The sequence below is a fragment of the Deinococcus malanensis genome, assembly GCF_014647655.1.
GTDB classification, from domain to species: domain Bacteria; phylum Deinococcota; class Deinococci; order Deinococcales; family Deinococcaceae; genus Deinococcus; species Deinococcus malanensis.
This window is the reverse complement of the sequence record NZ_BMPP01000001.1, coordinates 1-14,641: the sequence shown is the minus strand read 5'-3', so window position 1 is coordinate 14,641 and position 14,641 is coordinate 1. Positions and strand designations below refer to the sequence as shown.

Genomic DNA, 14,641 nt, shown 5'->3' with positions numbered 1-14,641 from the left:
CTCAGCGGCCGCCGTAGTTGGGTGCTTCGCGGGTGATGGTCACACCGTGCGGATGACTCTCGATCAGGCTGGCCCCGGTGATGCGCACGAACTGCGCGGTGTCGCGCAGGGTCTGCAGGTCTGGCGCGCCGCAATAGCCCATACTGCTTTTCAGCCCGCCCACGAACTGGTAGATCACCTCACCGGCCGTGCCCTTGTACGACACGATGCCCTCAATGCCTTCAGGAACGAACTTGCGGCCGCCGCCCTGGAAATACCGGTCGGCACTGCCCTGGTCCATGGCGCCCAACGAGCCCATACCGCGGTAGCTCTTGTAACGTCGGCCGTCACGCAGGATGGTTTCGCCCGGAGCCTCGTCGGTGCCGGCCAGCATGCTGCCCATCATCACCACGCTGGCGCCGGCCGCAATGGCCTTGGGCACGTCACCGGTCTGCTTGATGCCCCCGTCGGCGATGATAGGAATGCCGGCCTCCAGGGCCACGCTGCTGGCCTCGAAGATCGCCGTAATCTGCGGCACGCCGACGCCGGTCACCACGCGGGTGGTGCAGATGCTGCCCGGGCCGATCCCGACCTTTACCGCGTCCGCTCCGGCCAGAATCAGGTCGCGGGTGCCGGCGGCGGTAGCGACGTTGCCGGCAATCACGTCCACGTCAAAGGTCTCCTTGACCTTGCTCAGGGCGTTCAGGATGCCCTGGCTGTGGCCGTGGGCGCTGTCCAGCACCAGCACGTCGGCGCCGGCCTGCACCAGTGCCCCAGCCCGGTCCATCAGGTCCGCCGACACGCCGATCGCGGCGGCCACCCGCAGGCGGCCCAGCTGGTCCTTGGCGGCCCGGGGGTACTTGATGCGCTTGGCCAGGTCCTTGATGGTGATCAGGCCGCGCAGCAGTCCGCCCTCGTCGGTGACCAGCAGCTTCTCGATGCGGTTGCGCTTGAACATCTCGTGGGCCTCATCCAGGGTCGTTCCGACCGGCACGGTCACGAGGTTCTCGCGGGTCATCACGTCTCCGACCCGGGTCCCCAGGTCATCCACGAACCGCATATCGCGGTTGGTGATGATGCCCAGCAGCTTACCGGACGGATCGGTCACCGGCACACCGCTGATGCGGTATTCGCCCATCAGGCGCTCAGCATCGCCCACCGTGGCGTGCGGCGGCAGGGTAATGGGGTCCACGATCATGCCACTTTCGCTGCGCTTGACCTTGCGGACCATCTCGGCCTGGGCGTCGATAGACATGTTCTTGTGGATAACGCCGATGCCGCCTTCCCGGGCCATCGCCACGGCCATGCCGGTTTCCGTCACGGTGTCCATCGCAGCGCTCAGGAACGGGATGTTCAGGCGGATACGCCGGGTCAGGGACGCCTCGACGTTCACCTCGTGCGGCAGCACCTGCGAGTGGCGGGGTTGCAGCAGCACGTCGTCAAACGTGATGCCCTCCTGTCCGAACTTATAGGCGTAGCGGTCAGACGCGGCGGACGTGACGGCCACGGCGGTGTCGGCGGGGGTAGCAGGCGCGCTCATGCCACCGAGTCTACCCGGCACCTGCCTGGGGCGAGGTGACCGTGTCCACACGCCATGAACAGTCCGTGGGCTCAACTCCTGGCCCCGACACATCTTGTTTGCCATCAGGCGCCATGCTAGAGTCTCCCTCGCCCGAATCCGGGTGCATTCGTGGGGTCGTAGCTCAGCTGGGAGAGCGCGTCGTTCGCAATGACGAGGTCAGGGGTTCGATCCCCCTCGACTCCACCAAGAAAACCCGCCCTTCTGGGCGGGTTTCTTTGATGTGGGTGTGGCCACATACACCAGACCTGTTCCGCTGAGGCTGGCCTCTGGCCCACAGATCAGCTCACGGTCAATCGCCGAGGCCCACAGCCTGCTGCAGGCTCGGATACGTCGTGTAACCCTGCTCGGTCCCGCCATACATGGTCTTCGGGTCCAGCTCATTGAGAGACGCGTTCGCCCTGAAGCGTTCCACTAGGTCAGGGTTGGCGATATAAGCACGAGCAAAAGCTATGGCGTCTGCCTGTCCGGCCTGCAGGGCACGCTCGGCTGACTCCTGGTCATAACCCCCCGCACTGATCAATGTGCCCTGGTAGCCCTGCCGGACCAGCGCCGTGGGACTTTGCCCCTGCATGCCTTCCGGCGGATTGGTCTGTGAGGTCTCCACCACGTGTACGTAAGCCAGTCCAAAGCGGTTAAGAGCGCCCGACACATACCCGTAGGTCTCGATAGGGTTGGCGTCGCTCATGTCGTTGAAAGTTCCGCCCGGGGACAGGCGCACGCCCACACGGTCCGCGCCGATGGCATCGGTGATCGCCTGAGTGACTTCCAGCAGCAGGCGCGCGCGGTTCTCTGCACTGCCTCCGTATTCATCCGTGCGCTGATTTGAACCTGTCTCCAGAAACTGGTTGAGCAGGTAGCCGTTGGCGCCGTGAATTTCCACGCCATCGAATCCGGCCTGCAGTGCGTTTTTCGCCGCCTGACGGAAATCCTCGACGATTCCTGGAAGTTCACTGGTTTCCAGCGCCCGTGGCGTCTCAAACGCCACCATGCCCCCGTGCGTGTACAACTGGCCGGCCGGTCGAATGGCAGATGGTGCCAGAGGTGCACTGCCGCCCAGATACGAGGAGTGGGAGATGCGCCCGACGTGCCAGATCTGCGCGAAGATGCGCCCACCCTGTGCGTGAACAGCGTCAGTGACGGCACGCCAGGCATCTACCTGCTCCTGGGTGTGCAACCCCGGGGTGTCGGGGTACCCCTGTGCGCTCGGGGAAACCTGGGTAGCCTCGGTAATGATCAGACCGGCAGTGGCGCGCTGAGCGTAATACTCGGCCATCAACGGCGTCGGAACCGTGCCGAAAGCGCGGCTGCGGGTCATGGGTGCCATGATGACCCGGTTGGGAAGGGTCAGCGTGCCAAGCTGCATAGGTTCAAGTAGTTTCATGATTCCTCCGCCTGGGGTCGATCTCTCCAGGACTGGGTCGATCTCTCCAGGAACTGTGTCCGCAGGCAGTCTCATGACTGGAGCGCAAAACGCTGTGGGAAATGAAGCGAGCCGGCCGTTCGAAACGGGCCCGCCACCCGCGCAGATGGGCCTCCGGAGCGCGACCGCAGCACGAGTATCCGTGGCTGCCAAAGATCGGTTTGAAAAGCGTCTTACTCTATAAAACATACTTATTGACAACGCAACTGTTCCTGGCAGGAAACGCTCACGCTCCAGGCACAGCTCAGGAAGGCCAAAACAGAGGAAGGGCAGTTGCCCTTCCTCTGTTCAGGTCGTGGAGTTGCCGGCCGCAGAGAGGCTCAGAAAAGCTAGGGACGGCTGGCGGTTGGTTGCAGCACGCTGGGGTACTCGGCGGGAGCCACAAAGGGCAACAGCTTGGGCAGGTTCAGCGGGAAGGTCACGGTGCGCCCGGCGCGTGACAGGCGTATGCCAGTGGCGGGTTTGGACAGCAGTTGCACGGTAGTGCCGGGCAGCGTACTCAATGCGGCCAGCGGCACATAGGGGATCCGGTTGAAGGTGCGCACGGTCAGATCATGTGGACCCGCCACCACCTGTACCGTGGCACTGCGGTTGGTCAGGCTGCTGACATTCAGGCCTAGGGCGCCGGCAGCTTCGCGCAGCGGCACAAACACGCGGCCATCGGCCACGCGGGCGGCAGCGGCGGCGCGGGCGGCCAGCTGTTCAGGGGTGGCCGCAGGGGCCGGCGGAGCCACCGGAGTTTGAGGGGCAGGAGCTTGAGTCACCGGTGCAGGGCTGGCTGGAGCCGGAGCTACAGGACGGGACGAACTTGTTCCTGTGGGAGTGGACGGCGTGGGGCTCGAGGATACCGGAGGAGTCGTCTGGGGCCGGTTGCTGGGCAGGGCTGCCAATGCGGCGGTGGCGGCTGCGCGGCGGGCCTGGGTGCGGGCCTGAGCTTCCTGCGGGGTCAGGACGCGGCCCCAGCCGGCAGGAACTCCTCGGAAGGTCGTCCAGGGACCCTCGGCCAGGGGCCGCTGCTTCAGGATGGCGTTCAGGCCCCCGCCTTCGGTGGTGAAGTACAGGTTGCCCTGGTCACTGACCGCCACACCGGTGTCGATCTTCTTGCCCGTCTTGATGGTCCACAGCGGCTGCCCGGCTTTACCGATGGCGTGCAACGTGCCGCCCAGGTCGCCCACAACGATGGTGCCGTCGCTCAGCTGTGCAGCGGGGGCAGCAATGCCGGTGCCGGCCGTGTACGTCCATTCGGGCTCGCCGGTGGTATTTATGGCGTACACCTTGCCGTCGTAGCTGCCCACGACCACCAGATCATCGCTGGTGACGATCGGGCTGGCATTCACGAACAGTGAGGTCTTGGCCGTCCAGCGCAGATTCCCGGCCGGATCCAGGGCGTAGATCTTGCGGTCACTGGACCCGAAGTAGATGTTGCCGCTGCGGTCGATCGCGGGGCTGCTGAACACCAGTGACCCGGCCGCAAAGCTCCACTTGAGCTGTCCGTCTGGGGTCAGCGCGTGCATGCGGTTGTTCTGGGCCCCGAAATAGATGGTGCCGTCGGCAGCCACAGCCGGGCTGCTGAAGACCCCGGCTCCCACCTTGTAGCTCCAGAGGGTCTGTCCCTGAGCCGAGAGCGCATACACGGTCCCGGCGGCCGTGGCCACGATGACGCTGCCATCGGCGCGCAGGGCGGGAGTGGCAAAGATGTCACCGTCAAGCTTCACCTTCCAGAGTTGTTTGCCGGCCGCGTCCAGCGCATAGACATGATCGTCGTATGAGCCGGCAATGACCATGCCCTGGGGAGTGATGACCGGGCTGGAACGGCCCATGTCCGAGGTTGCGAAGTTCCAGAGTTCCACACCGCGTGAGTCAGTGCGGTGAATGCGGTTGTCTGACCCCATGAACACGAGATCGCCGTTGTCCGCGACTGAGACGCCGGACAGGACCCGCAGCTCTTTGAGCCAGTCCACTTTTGGAGCGACGAAGGTGGGAGTAGCGGCACCAGGGGTTGCCTGTGCACCCGCATACCCCCCACTGAGTAACAGTAGAGAGAGTGGGAAAGTGAGGATGTTCCTCATGTAATAGTAAGCTCCTTTACGGTCCCTTTACGGGTGCGAAAACGATATGGACGCCTGACAGGGTACGGCCTAAGATGATTTTCGTTATGAAGAACATTCTCATGCTGACCGCGTTCGCGCTCACCGGCCTCGCTGGCGCGCAGGACACCAACACCACCTCTACCAACACCACGACCACCCAGACCACCCAGACGACAACCACCACAGCAGAGCAGATGCCTTCCCCCGCCACCATGAGCGCCGTGGACAACTTCTCTCGTGCGCAGGAGTTCGCGGTTCAGGCCGACGTGGCCTACCCCGTGCCCTTCTATGACCGCACGCTGTGGAAAGCTGCTGTGGACCACGCGTACTACGCGGCCACCCAGGAAGCCGGTAACCGTGACTACAACGCCTATCTGGCGCAGCTGTACACCAAGACCCAGTGGTGGATCAACGCGTACAACGCCTGGAACCGTCTCGGTGAACTCAACGACGCTGAGAAGCAGTGGGCCAGCCTGAGCGCTGCCAAGCTCGCCTTCCTCGCGCTGCAGCGCGGCGATAAGGCCGCAGCCCGTACCTACGTGGAAAAGGGCATGAGCTGGGCCGACAGCGCCAGCCTCCAGGCCCTCATGAAGCGCCTCTGAGCAATCGTTCTAAATGCAGGACCGGCCGTGGAGAAATCCTCACGGCCGGTCTCATTTATGGTGTCAGATAACGGTCGAGGAGTTGCCCGGACCCCGGTGCTAGCCTCTCCTCATGAGTTCCTCTGCCCTGCTTGTCCCGGTCACCGGGTCCCTCCATGCCCTGCAGGTGCCTATCCCGTATCCCATGAAAACCGTGACCGTACTGATCGACGTGCCTCGCGGTGGTCCAGTCACGCTGGTAGACACGGCCCTGAATACGCCAGAAGCGCGTTCAGTCCTTGAAGAAGGCCTCGCCGCCCTCGGACTTCACTGGCCGGACATCGACCGGGTGATCATCACCCACCACCATCCGGACCACTACGGGCTGGCCGGGTTGATCGAGGAACGCAGTGGTGCAAGCATCCACATGCTGGACGTCGAGATCGGGCGCGGCGAGCGGTACTGGCACCTGTGGGAAGAGTGGCTCCCCGGCCACCTGAAACATATGCGCGACCATGGTCTGCCCGGGGCGTCGCTGGAAGGGATGGGCGCGGAACACCGCAAGGGTCGCGACCGCGTGCATCCGGCGGGCCGGGTCCAGCCGCTGCGGGAAGGGCAGCAGGTCGCGCTGGCGGGGCTGGACTGGGAGGTGCTGTGGCTTCCCGGGCACGCCGACGGCCACCTGGGGCTGTGGCAGGAGGAGGCCCGGCTGCTTATCGCGGGTGACGCGATTCTTCCGCGCATCAGTCCGAATGTCGGGCTGTACGCCTACACCCGGCCCAATCCACTGGGTGACTATCTGCAGACCCTTGGCAAGCTTGAGGCCCTGAATCCGGTACGGGCGGTGGTGGGGCATCACGGGCCGCTGATGGACGGTGTGCAGGCCCGAGCGCGCGAGTTGCGTGCTCACCACCATGAGCGGCTGGATTTCATCAAGGCAGAGGCTGCCCTGGCTCCCCGCAGCGCCTACGATCTTTCGCTCGCTATGTTCGCGCGGGACCTGAATATGAGCGGGCGGCGTTTTGCCCTGGCCGAGACCCTGGCCCATGCCGAGCACCTGCGCCTGCTGGGGCAGCTGTACCGCACCTGGGACGAAGCGCGCGAAGTCTGGATCTATCACGCCTGATGGGGGCACCCATGAAAATGGCGCGTGCTTCCCGTTGCTGGGCGCGGCGCGCACTATACTTCGCGCCATGACGGCCCCCCAGTCAGAGTTGCAGCGCATCATGGACGCCCTGCAAGAGAGCGGCATGTCCGTCGAAGCCGTTGAGGACGGCGCACTTGTGCGCGACGGAGAGACCCGCGTCGCCCTGTTTGCTGAGAAAGACCATCAGGGTGGGGTCATTGTCCGTCTCCACCTGGACTTGGATCTGTATGTCGAGGAGGACAGTTTGCCGGACATCCTGATGGGCATGAACCTCATGAATCAGGGCCTGGACTACGGCGCCCTGAATCTCGACCCGGTCGAAGCCGACACTGAAGATGATGACGTGCCGGTGACCTTCGCGGTGCTGGGCCGCAGTGTGCTGTGGTTGCGCGATCTGGGCCGCAGCGAACTCGACCGTCTGCGCGAGCACCTTCGCCGCTTCGAGGCCGAGGTGACCGAGACGGTGGAGCGCACCCTGCACGGAAGCAAGGGCATGAGCGCATAAAGCCCACATAAACGCGGTTTGCACCCACAATGCAAGAAGGCCAGAGCGGTCGCTCTGGCCTTCTTGGACTTTTCCGGTTACTGGCGATCCTTGATCTCCACGTAGTGCGCGTCGGTCGCACCGCTGTAGACCGCGTCAGGCCGCAGCAGGCGGTTGTCGCGGGAGTATTCGATCACACTGGCGCACCAGCCGCTGATACGCGCCAGAGCGAAGATCGGCGTGAAGTACTCCTTGCGGATGCCCAGGTCGCTGTACACGGTCCCGCTGTAGAAGTCGACATTAGGGTAGATGCCCTTGGATCCGATGCGCTCCACCACGACCCTCTCGATGGTTTCGAGAATCTGATAGTAGTTGCTCTTGCCTTCCTTGTTGGCGACCACCTCAGCGTAGTCACGCAGCACGCGCGAGCGGGGGTCGAAGTACTTGTAGACGCGGTGACCGACACCCATGATCTTTTCCTTGTTGTCGAGCTTCTTCGTGATGTAGGCCTCGGCCTGCTCGGGGTTGCCGACCTCGTCGAGCATGTCCATCACGGCCTCGTTGGCCCCACCGTGCAGCGGGCCCTTGAGTGCCCCGATGGCGCTGGTGATGCATGAGTACATGTCGCTGAGGGTGCTGCTGGTGGCAATGGCCGTGAAGGTACTGGCGTTCATGCCGTGGTCGGCGTGCAGCACCAGCGCGATGTCAAACAGCCGGGCCTGCTCGGCAGTCGGCTCCTTGCCCAAGAGCATGTACAGGTAGTTGCCGGCGTGGGTCAGGTCGGCGCGCGGAGCAATGATGTCCTGGCCTTCCTGGGCACGGTTGATTGCCGCGATGATGGTCGAGAACTGCGCGATCATGCGGATTGCAATCGCGCGCCGGGCCTCGGGGGTGACTTCCTCGGCCTGGGGGTCAAGCAGTCCCAGGTAAGACACCGCCGTGCGCAGCGCCTGCATGGGATGCACGCCACGCGGCATGTGCTGGATGATGTCGATCAGCTGCTGCGGAATGGCGCGGTTGGCCCTGAGCTCCGCGTCGAAGTGGGCCAGCTCGGCGGCAGTGGGCAGCTCGCCGTCCAGCAGGGCCAGACTCAGTTCCTCAAAGCTGCTCTTCTCGGCCCATTCCTGAATGGGAATGCCCAGGTGGGTCAGAATGCCTTCCGAACCGTTGATGAACGTAAGTTTGCTCTCGGTAAAGAGGACGCCTTCGAGCCCCTTGGCAATATTCGTCATGATGGTCCACGATACCACCGGCGCCTGTCGTGGTCAGGCTTCAGTCACGTTCCCAGATGGGTGACAGTGAGAACGCTCAGCCTACAATGCCCGGCGATGAACACCGCCTCCCCGGCCCCGCAGTCCATCCTGGCCCTTGACACGGCCACGCCCTTCCTGACGCTGGCCCTGGTGTGGCCAGGTGGACAGAGGCAGCTGTCGCGGGAAGTCGGCCGGGCCCATGCCGAACAACTGGCCAGCCTGGCGCACTCCCTGTTTGAGGAAGCCGGGCTGCCTTTTCGAGCACGGAAGCTGGTGATCGGGACCGGTCCCGGGTCCTATACCGGCGTGCGCGTCGGTGCCAGCTACGCGCTGGGCCTTGCCCGGGTGTGGGGAGCGTCGGTGCAGGGAGTGCCGACCCTGGAAGGTCTGGTGCGGGGAGAAGGCAGGCAGGCTGTTTCCCTGGACGCGCGCAAGGGTCACGTGTACGGCGCGGTGTACGACGTCCACGACGGTGTGGTGACCAGCGTGGTTCACCCACCGCAGAAACTGACTCTGGAGGTCTTTGAGGCGCTTGCTGGCCCGGCGCCGCATCACCGTCACGGCGCACCGGATGGTCTGGCGCTCCTGCACGCAGGGCTAGCACACGGTCAGGCGGACTGGTCACTGGCGTACCTCTGAACTGGCCTTGTCTTCATCCCACCGAACCAGGTACCGTCCGCTGACGGGTTTTGCCTTTTGAATACTTATCTCTTCTGAGGTGTTCGGCTCAGCTGGACGCACTCCTGTTCACGCAGGTTCATGACCAGCATCCCTGCCTGACTCGATCAGGTTGGAAACTCCCCCAGGTACGCCGTGAATGGGCTGCGATCAATCCACAGGCGCTGACCAACTCCAGCAGGATAGGAATGGGGCGCCGTGGTCAACCCCCCGGCGCCCGCTTCCCTGCCATGCGACCTCAGTCCGCAGCGTCCCCCTGGGCGTACTGCAGACGGTTCAGTTTGGCGTAGTAGCCGCCCTTGGCCAGCAGCTCCATATGGCTGCCCTGCTCCACAATGCGGCCCTTGCGCATCACAATGATGCGGTCACAGTGCTCAATGGTGCTCAGGCGGTGGGCAATGATGATACTGGTGCGTCCGCGCATCACCTTTGTCAGGGCGTCCTGGATGCGCAGCTCTGTCTCGGTATCGACGTTGGCCGTGGCCTCGTCCAGCACCAGCAGAATGTCGGGGTTCTGAATCAGGGCGCGGGCAAACGCCAGCAGTTGCTTCTGTCCGGTGGAAAGCGTGGCGCCGCGCTCACGAACCTCGGTCTGGTAGCCGTCCTCCAGGCCCAGGATGTACTCGTGGACACCCACGTATTTGCAGGCCTCCACCACGCGTTCGTGAGGGATGTCGGGATTGCCCAGCGTCAGGTTGCCCTCAATGGTGCCCGCGAACAGGAACACGTCCTGGAGTACGACACCCACATGGCGGCGCAGGTCGTACTGCTGCAGGTCGCGCACATCGGTGCCGTCCACACGCACCGCGCCGCGCTGCACGTCATAGAAACGGCTGACCAGCGCGGTGACACTGGTTTTCCCAGCTCCCGTCGCGCCCACCAGCGCCACGCTCTCACCCGGCTGGATGTGCAGGTCCAGCCCGCGCAGGATCCAGCGGTCGTCGGTGTCCGGGGTGCTGGAATTCACGTTGCTGTCATAGGCGAACCAGACGTTGTCGAAATCTACCCGACCCTCGAAGTTTTTCAGCGGTTTGGCGTCCGGCTTGTCGGTAATGTCCTCTGTGGTATCCAGAACGCCGAAGATACGCTCGCTGCTGGCCATGGCCGCCTGCAGGTTGTTGAACACGTCGGCCAGATCCTGAATCGGCTGGAACAGCTGCTGGGTCCACTGCACGAAGGCGAACAGGGTTCCGACTGTCACCGCAGCGGCCACACCCGTGCCGACCGCCTCTGCCCCAAGAATCTGGCGGGCGGCGAAGTACAGCACCAGGGCGACCGCTATCTGACCCAGCACCGCCACCGTCGGCATGAACAGCGAGAACCAGCGCACGCTGTTTTCACTGGCGGTCAGCAACGCGCGGTTGCTGTGGTCGAAGTCCAGTGCACTGCGGCGCTGACGGCCGAACAGCTGTACAGTCAGCATGCCGGTGATGTTCTCGTTGAGCTTGCTGTTGACGATGGCCTGCTGGACGCGGGTCACCCGGAATGCGTCGCGCAGGCGCGTGCGGAAAAAGTTGGTGGCCACAAACAGGATCGGCAGCACCGTAAAGGAGATCAGGGCCAGCTGCCAGTTGACGCTCAGCATCACGGTCACGAACACTAGGATCAGGAAGGAACTGGTGATCAGGCTGATCAGTCCACCGGTAATGAACTGGTTGATGGCGTCCACATCACTGGTCACGCGTGTGATCAGGCGCCCCACCGGGTTCTGGTCAAAGTACGAGAGCTGCAAACGCTGCAGCTTGGTAAACACATCGGCGCGGATGTCGCGCAGCACGCTCTGGCCCAGGTAACCGATGGCGATGGTGCTGGCATAGTTCAGCATGAATTCCGCCACCTTCAGTCCGATGTAGCCCAGCACGATCAGCACCAGTCCGCGGTACAGCACATCCGGGTTCAGGGTGTTGTCCTGGACATAAGGCACCAGATACTGGTCGATCGCGCGGCGCTGCAGCAGGGTCGGCAGCGGCTGCACCATGGCGGTTAGCAGCGCCAGGGCCACGCCACCTACTGCCAGCTTCAGGTAGGGCCGCAGGTAGGCCAGGATGCGCCGGGTCAGCTGCAGGTCAAAGCCCTTCTGGTCGATATCGGCTTCGGGGGGAGTCATCGCGTCACCTCACTGGCGCGGGGAAGGTCATGTTCCAGGCGGTCGGCAGCGTCCTCCGGGTCCGCCACGGCCTCGTCGTCACGGTCAAGGTCACTGGCCAGGCGCTGCAGCCGTTCCAGCTCGGCGTAGTGCCCGCCCAGGGCCAGCAACTCGTCATGGCTTCCCTGTTCGGTCAGGCGCCCGCCCTCCAGCACCACGATGCGGTCGGCGTGCCGCAGGGTACTGATGCGGTGCGCGATCAGAATCACCGTGCGACCCTGGCTGATCTCGCGCAGACCGTCCAGGATGCGGCGCTCGGTCTCGGTGTCCACCGCCGACAGGCTGTCGTCCAGAATCAGGATCTGTGGCTGGCGCACGATGGCACGCGCTATGGCGGTGCGCTGGCGCTGTCCACCCGAGAGGGTCACCCCGCGTTCGCCCAGCATGGTGTCAAAGCCGTCCGGGAAGGATTCGACATCGTCCAGCAACCCCGCCAGTCGCGCAGCGTCGCGCACCCGCTCGGGGTCCGGGTTCTGCGGTATATGCGGTGGCAGAGGCATCCCGACCACACTCACGCCAGCCGGGACAATCGGTAATTCCTGATCCTCCACTCCGAAGCCGATGTTGTTGGCGATGGTGTCACTGAACAGGAAGGGCTCCTGCGGAACCACGCTGATGGCCTCACGCAGGACCTTCAGGGGAACGACCCGCACATCTTGGCCGTCTATCCGCACCACGCCGCTTGTGGCGTCCATGCTGCGGGTGATCAGCTGGGCCAGGACGGTCTTGCCGCTACCCGTGGGGCCAGTGACCCCCAGGAAGGTGCCGGCAGGAATCTCCAGGGTCACGTCCTTCAGCACGGTCGCCTGTCCATAACGAACCGAGACCTGGTTAAAGCTTACGTCACCCCGGATGCGCCGGATTCCGTAGTCCGTACGCCCCGGGATATCAAAGACCTGCGGGCGGGCGTCCAGCATCTCGCGTAGGCGCACCCACGAGGCCAGGCCACGCTGCGTGACGCCGGTAATCCAGCCCACCATCAGCATCGGGAAGGTCAGCCGTTCCAGGGTGAGCAGGAACTGCACCAGCATGCCAGGCGTGAAGCCACTGCGGTCACTCAGGATCATCCGGCCGCCGTACAGCAGGATCAGACCAAAAGCCAGGCCCAGCAGCAGGCTGGTAAACGAGCGCAGTGGGCCGTCCACCTTGGTCAGGGCGATATTGCGCCGCAGAAGTTCCAGGTTCATGGTGCGGTAGTCCTCGATCTCGCGGTCCTCAATGGCGTAGCCCTTGACCACCCTCGCGCCACTGAAGTTCTCCTGGGCCCGGGCCGCGATCAGCGAGTTCTGCTCCTGAGCCAGCTTGTGGCGCGCGTTAATCAGCCTCGCGAGGTAGGACAGTACGCCCACAATGATCGGCAACACCGCAATGACAATCAGGGTCAGCTGCCAGCTCAGGCTGAACATGACCGCAAACGCCGTCAGGAAGCCCGAGAGAATGTTGACAATCTGCCAGACGCCAAAGCCCAGCATTTCGCGCACGGCACTCAGGTCGCCGGTCAGCCGGTTCATCAGGTCGCCAGTGCGTGCGCGGTCGTAGTAGTGCTTGTCCAGGGTCTGCAGGTGAGTAAAGATGTCGCGCCTGACCTCGTATTCGGTCTGGCGCGAGGCGATCACGATCATCCGGCGCATCACCAGCATGAAGCCGCCGGCCGTGGCGGCGGCGGCCACCATGCCCAGCGCATACCACCCGACCTGTGAGAGGGTCAGGCCGGCAGTCGCGGCGTCGGTATCCACCTGACCGGTCAGACCGTCAATGGTCAGACGGATCAGGTAGGCAGGCAACAGACTGACACTGTTGGCTACCACCACGGCCAGAAGACCAATGATGTATTGCCGCCGATGCATCAGCAGATACGGCCAGAGCGTGCGGAAACTGTCCAAGGGAAACCTCGATGAGGGGAAAAAGGGCAAAAAAGTAGCAGGGCGGACGCTCAGCGGCCGGTCAGCAGACATGATTCCCGGGGCTGGTATGGCGGCCAGCATACGCCGCGTGGCGCAGCGCGGTATGCGCCGAATGGCTCATTTCAGCGGAGCGGGACAGGTGCGCACCGGGCATGATTGACACCTTATGGGCCCGGTGCTACTATTCCCAGCCGGAAGAGATCGCGCCAAGCGAGAACTTCCGCACTCGGAGGCGAGCATTGTCGCTGCCTGTCCGCCTCAACGACGGTGCCACCCTAGCTCAACTGGTAGAGCACCCGACTTGTAATCGGAAGGTTGGGAGTTCGATTCTCCTGGGTGGCTCCACCTCGCTGCAAGGCGGGACAATCTGGGCCGAGAAATGGGTAGGTGGCCGAGTGGTTAAAGGCGACAGACTGTAAATCTGTTCACGTACGTGTACGGCGGTTCGAATCCGCCCCTGCCCACCACCGAATACGCGGGAATAGCTCAGTTGGTAGAGCGTCAGCTTCCCAAGCTGAAAGTCGCGAGTTCGAGTCTCGTTTCCCGCTTTTTCACTCGCTTCTGTAGCTCAGCGGTAGAGCACTCCCTTGGTAAGGGAGAGGTCATCGGTTCAAGTCCGATCAGAAGCTCCAATCACCCGGCGCGGCCTGCTTCCCAGTAGGCCGCGTCTCTTCTTTCGTCTCCGCGCCCCGTTGCGCTTGGCGTTTACGGGGTAGACGAGTAAACTGGCAACGCTTGCCCCACAGCGGGCAGACCCCATCAGGAGGAAACCATCATGGCAAAGGGAACGTTTGAGCGCACGAAGCCCCACGTGAACGTGGGGACGATTGGACACGTCGACCACGGGAAGACCACGCTGACGGCCGCGATCACCTTCACGGCGGCGGCGATGGACCCAACCATCGAGACGCTGGCCTACGACCAGATCGACAAGGCCCCCGAAGAGAAGGCCCGCGGCATCACGATCAACACCAGCCACGTGGAATACAACACGCCCAGCCGCCACTACAGCCACGTGGACTGCCCCGGCCACGCCGACTACGTCAAGAACATGATCACGGGCGCCGCCCAGATGGACGGCGCGATCCTGGTGGTCTCCAGCGCTGACGGCCCCATGCCCCAGACCCGCGAGCACATCCTGCTGGCCCGTCAGGTCGGCGTGCCGTACATCGTGGTGTTCATGAACAAGGTCGACATGGTCGACGACGAAGAACTGCTCGAGCTGGTCGAGATGGAAGTGCGCGAACTGCTGAGCAAGTACGAGTTTCCCGGCGATGACCTGCCGGTGATCAAGGGCAGCGCACTGCAGGCCCTCGAAGCGCTGCAGGGCAACCCCAAGACCGCCCGCGGCGAGAACAAGTGGGTCGACAACATCTG

Annotated in this window: 11 protein-coding genes and 5 tRNA genes; 10 read left to right on the top strand and 6 right to left on the bottom strand. The window is 63.7% G+C overall.

All coding sequences use genetic code 11. From position 1 onward, the window contains the following. Window position 1: 1 nt before the first annotated feature. A complete protein-coding gene (gene guaB, locus IEY49_RS00080) occupies window positions 2-1,519 on the bottom strand; it encodes an IMP dehydrogenase (RefSeq protein WP_189003384.1) in 1,518 nt (505 codons plus the stop codon). A 152-nt stretch (window positions 1,520-1,671) separates the two neighbouring features. On the opposite strand from guaB, the gene IEY49_RS00075 reads away from it, so the two are divergent. Next, window positions 1,672-1,747 (top strand) — tRNA-Ala (locus IEY49_RS00075). A 103-nt stretch (window positions 1,748-1,850) separates the two neighbouring features. Here the strand turns inward: IEY49_RS00075 and IEY49_RS00070 are convergent. Both IEY49_RS00070 and IEY49_RS00065 read right to left on the bottom strand, forming a co-directional pair. Then, a complete protein-coding gene (locus IEY49_RS00070; protein ID WP_189003382.1) occupies window positions 1,851-2,942 on the bottom strand; it encodes an alkene reductase in 1,092 nt (363 codons plus the stop codon). A 368-nt stretch (window positions 2,943-3,310) separates the two neighbouring features. Further along, window positions 3,311-5,050: a beta-alanine-activating enzyme beta-propeller domain-containing protein gene (locus tag IEY49_RS00065; RefSeq protein WP_189003381.1), complete on the bottom strand. Its 1,740-nt coding sequence runs from the start codon at window positions 5,048-5,050 to the stop codon at window positions 3,311-3,313. Between the two features lie 86 nt (window positions 5,051-5,136). Between IEY49_RS00065 and IEY49_RS00060 the strand changes: the two genes are divergently transcribed. The 3 genes from IEY49_RS00060 (at window position 5,137) to IEY49_RS00050 (ending at window position 7,304) form a co-directional block, all read left to right on the top strand. Next, window positions 5,137-5,673 (top strand): hypothetical protein, encoded by a 537-nt coding sequence (locus tag IEY49_RS00060; RefSeq protein WP_229780550.1) that lies wholly within the window; start codon window positions 5,137-5,139, stop codon window positions 5,671-5,673. 112 nt (window positions 5,674-5,785) lie between these two features. After that, window positions 5,786-6,778 (top strand): MBL fold metallo-hydrolase, encoded by a 993-nt coding sequence (locus tag IEY49_RS00055; RefSeq protein WP_189003377.1) that lies wholly within the window; start codon window positions 5,786-5,788, stop codon window positions 6,776-6,778. Between the two features lie 67 nt (window positions 6,779-6,845). Further along, the gene (locus IEY49_RS00050) at window positions 6,846-7,304 is read left to right on the top strand and encodes a hypothetical protein (RefSeq protein ID WP_189003375.1); all 459 of its coding nucleotides are present in this window, start codon (window positions 6,846-6,848) and stop codon (window positions 7,302-7,304) included. A 77-nt stretch (window positions 7,305-7,381) separates the two neighbouring features. Here the strand turns inward: IEY49_RS00050 and IEY49_RS00045 are convergent, their stop codons facing one another. Beyond that, a complete protein-coding gene (locus tag IEY49_RS00045; RefSeq protein WP_189003373.1) occupies window positions 7,382-8,515 on the bottom strand; it encodes a citrate/2-methylcitrate synthase in 1,134 nt (377 codons plus the stop codon). Window positions 8,516-8,611: 96 nt separating this feature from the next. On the opposite strand from IEY49_RS00045, the gene tsaB reads away from it, so the two are divergent. After that, window positions 8,612-9,175 (top strand): tRNA (adenosine(37)-N6)-threonylcarbamoyltransferase complex dimerization subunit type 1 TsaB, encoded by a 564-nt coding sequence (gene tsaB / locus IEY49_RS00040; protein WP_189003371.1) that lies wholly within the window; start codon window positions 8,612-8,614, stop codon window positions 9,173-9,175. 277 nt (window positions 9,176-9,452) lie between these two features. Here the strand turns inward: tsaB and IEY49_RS00035 are convergent, their stop codons facing one another. Then, window positions 9,453-11,321, bottom strand: a complete 1,869-nt coding sequence (locus IEY49_RS00035; RefSeq protein WP_189003369.1) for an ABC transporter ATP-binding protein — start codon at window positions 11,319-11,321, stop codon at window positions 9,453-9,455. Next, window positions 11,318-13,243 (bottom strand): ABC transporter ATP-binding protein, encoded by a 1,926-nt coding sequence (locus tag IEY49_RS00030; RefSeq protein ID WP_373291825.1) that lies wholly within the window; start codon window positions 13,241-13,243, stop codon window positions 11,318-11,320. Before IEY49_RS00030 ends, IEY49_RS00035 begins: the two co-directional genes overlap by 4 nt. A gap of 290 nt (window positions 13,244-13,533) precedes the next feature. On the opposite strand from IEY49_RS00030, the gene IEY49_RS00025 reads away from it, so the two are divergent. The 5 genes from IEY49_RS00025 to IEY49_RS00005 all read left to right on the top strand — a co-directional run. Next, window positions 13,534-13,609 (top strand) — tRNA-Thr (locus IEY49_RS00025). A 36-nt stretch (window positions 13,610-13,645) separates the two neighbouring features. Continuing rightward, window positions 13,646-13,731, top strand: a tRNA-Tyr gene (locus IEY49_RS00020). A gap of 8 nt (window positions 13,732-13,739) precedes the next feature. Next, window positions 13,740-13,812, top strand: a tRNA-Gly gene (locus tag IEY49_RS00015). A 9-nt stretch (window positions 13,813-13,821) separates the two neighbouring features. After that, a tRNA-Thr gene (locus IEY49_RS00010) sits at window positions 13,822-13,896 on the top strand. Between the two features lie 143 nt (window positions 13,897-14,039). Beyond that, on the top strand, window positions 14,040-14,641 hold a 602-nt coding region (locus IEY49_RS00005; protein ID WP_189003367.1), incomplete at its 3' end, for a GTP-binding protein.

Bases quoted from the DNA above. Each gene is read 5' to 3' on its own strand.
- guaB (WP_189003384.1), bottom strand. From the start codon at position 1,519: ATGAGCGCGCCTGCTACCCCCGCCGACACCGCCGTGGCCGTCACGTCC.
- IEY49_RS00050 (WP_189003375.1), top strand. From the start codon at position 6,846: ATGACGGCCCCCCAGTCAGAGTTGCAGCGCATCATGGACGCCCTGCAA.
- IEY49_RS00045 (WP_189003373.1), bottom strand. From the start codon at position 8,515: ATGACGAATATTGCCAAGGGGCTCGAAGGCGTCCTCTTTACCGAGAGC.
- tsaB (WP_189003371.1), top strand. From the start codon at position 8,612: ATGAACACCGCCTCCCCGGCCCCGCAGTCCATCCTGGCCCTTGACACG.
- IEY49_RS00070 (WP_189003382.1), bottom strand. From the start codon at position 2,942: ATGAAACTACTTGAACCTATGCAGCTTGGCACGCTGACCCTTCCCAAC.
- IEY49_RS00060 (WP_229780550.1), top strand. From the start codon at position 5,137: ATGAAGAACATTCTCATGCTGACCGCGTTCGCGCTCACCGGCCTCGCT.
- IEY49_RS00065 (WP_189003381.1), bottom strand. From the start codon at position 5,050: ATGAGGAACATCCTCACTTTCCCACTCTCTCTACTGTTACTCAGTGGG.
- IEY49_RS00035 (WP_189003369.1), bottom strand. From the start codon at position 11,321: ATGACTCCCCCCGAAGCCGATATCGACCAGAAGGGCTTTGACCTGCAG.
- IEY49_RS00055 (WP_189003377.1), top strand. From the start codon at position 5,786: ATGAGTTCCTCTGCCCTGCTTGTCCCGGTCACCGGGTCCCTCCATGCC.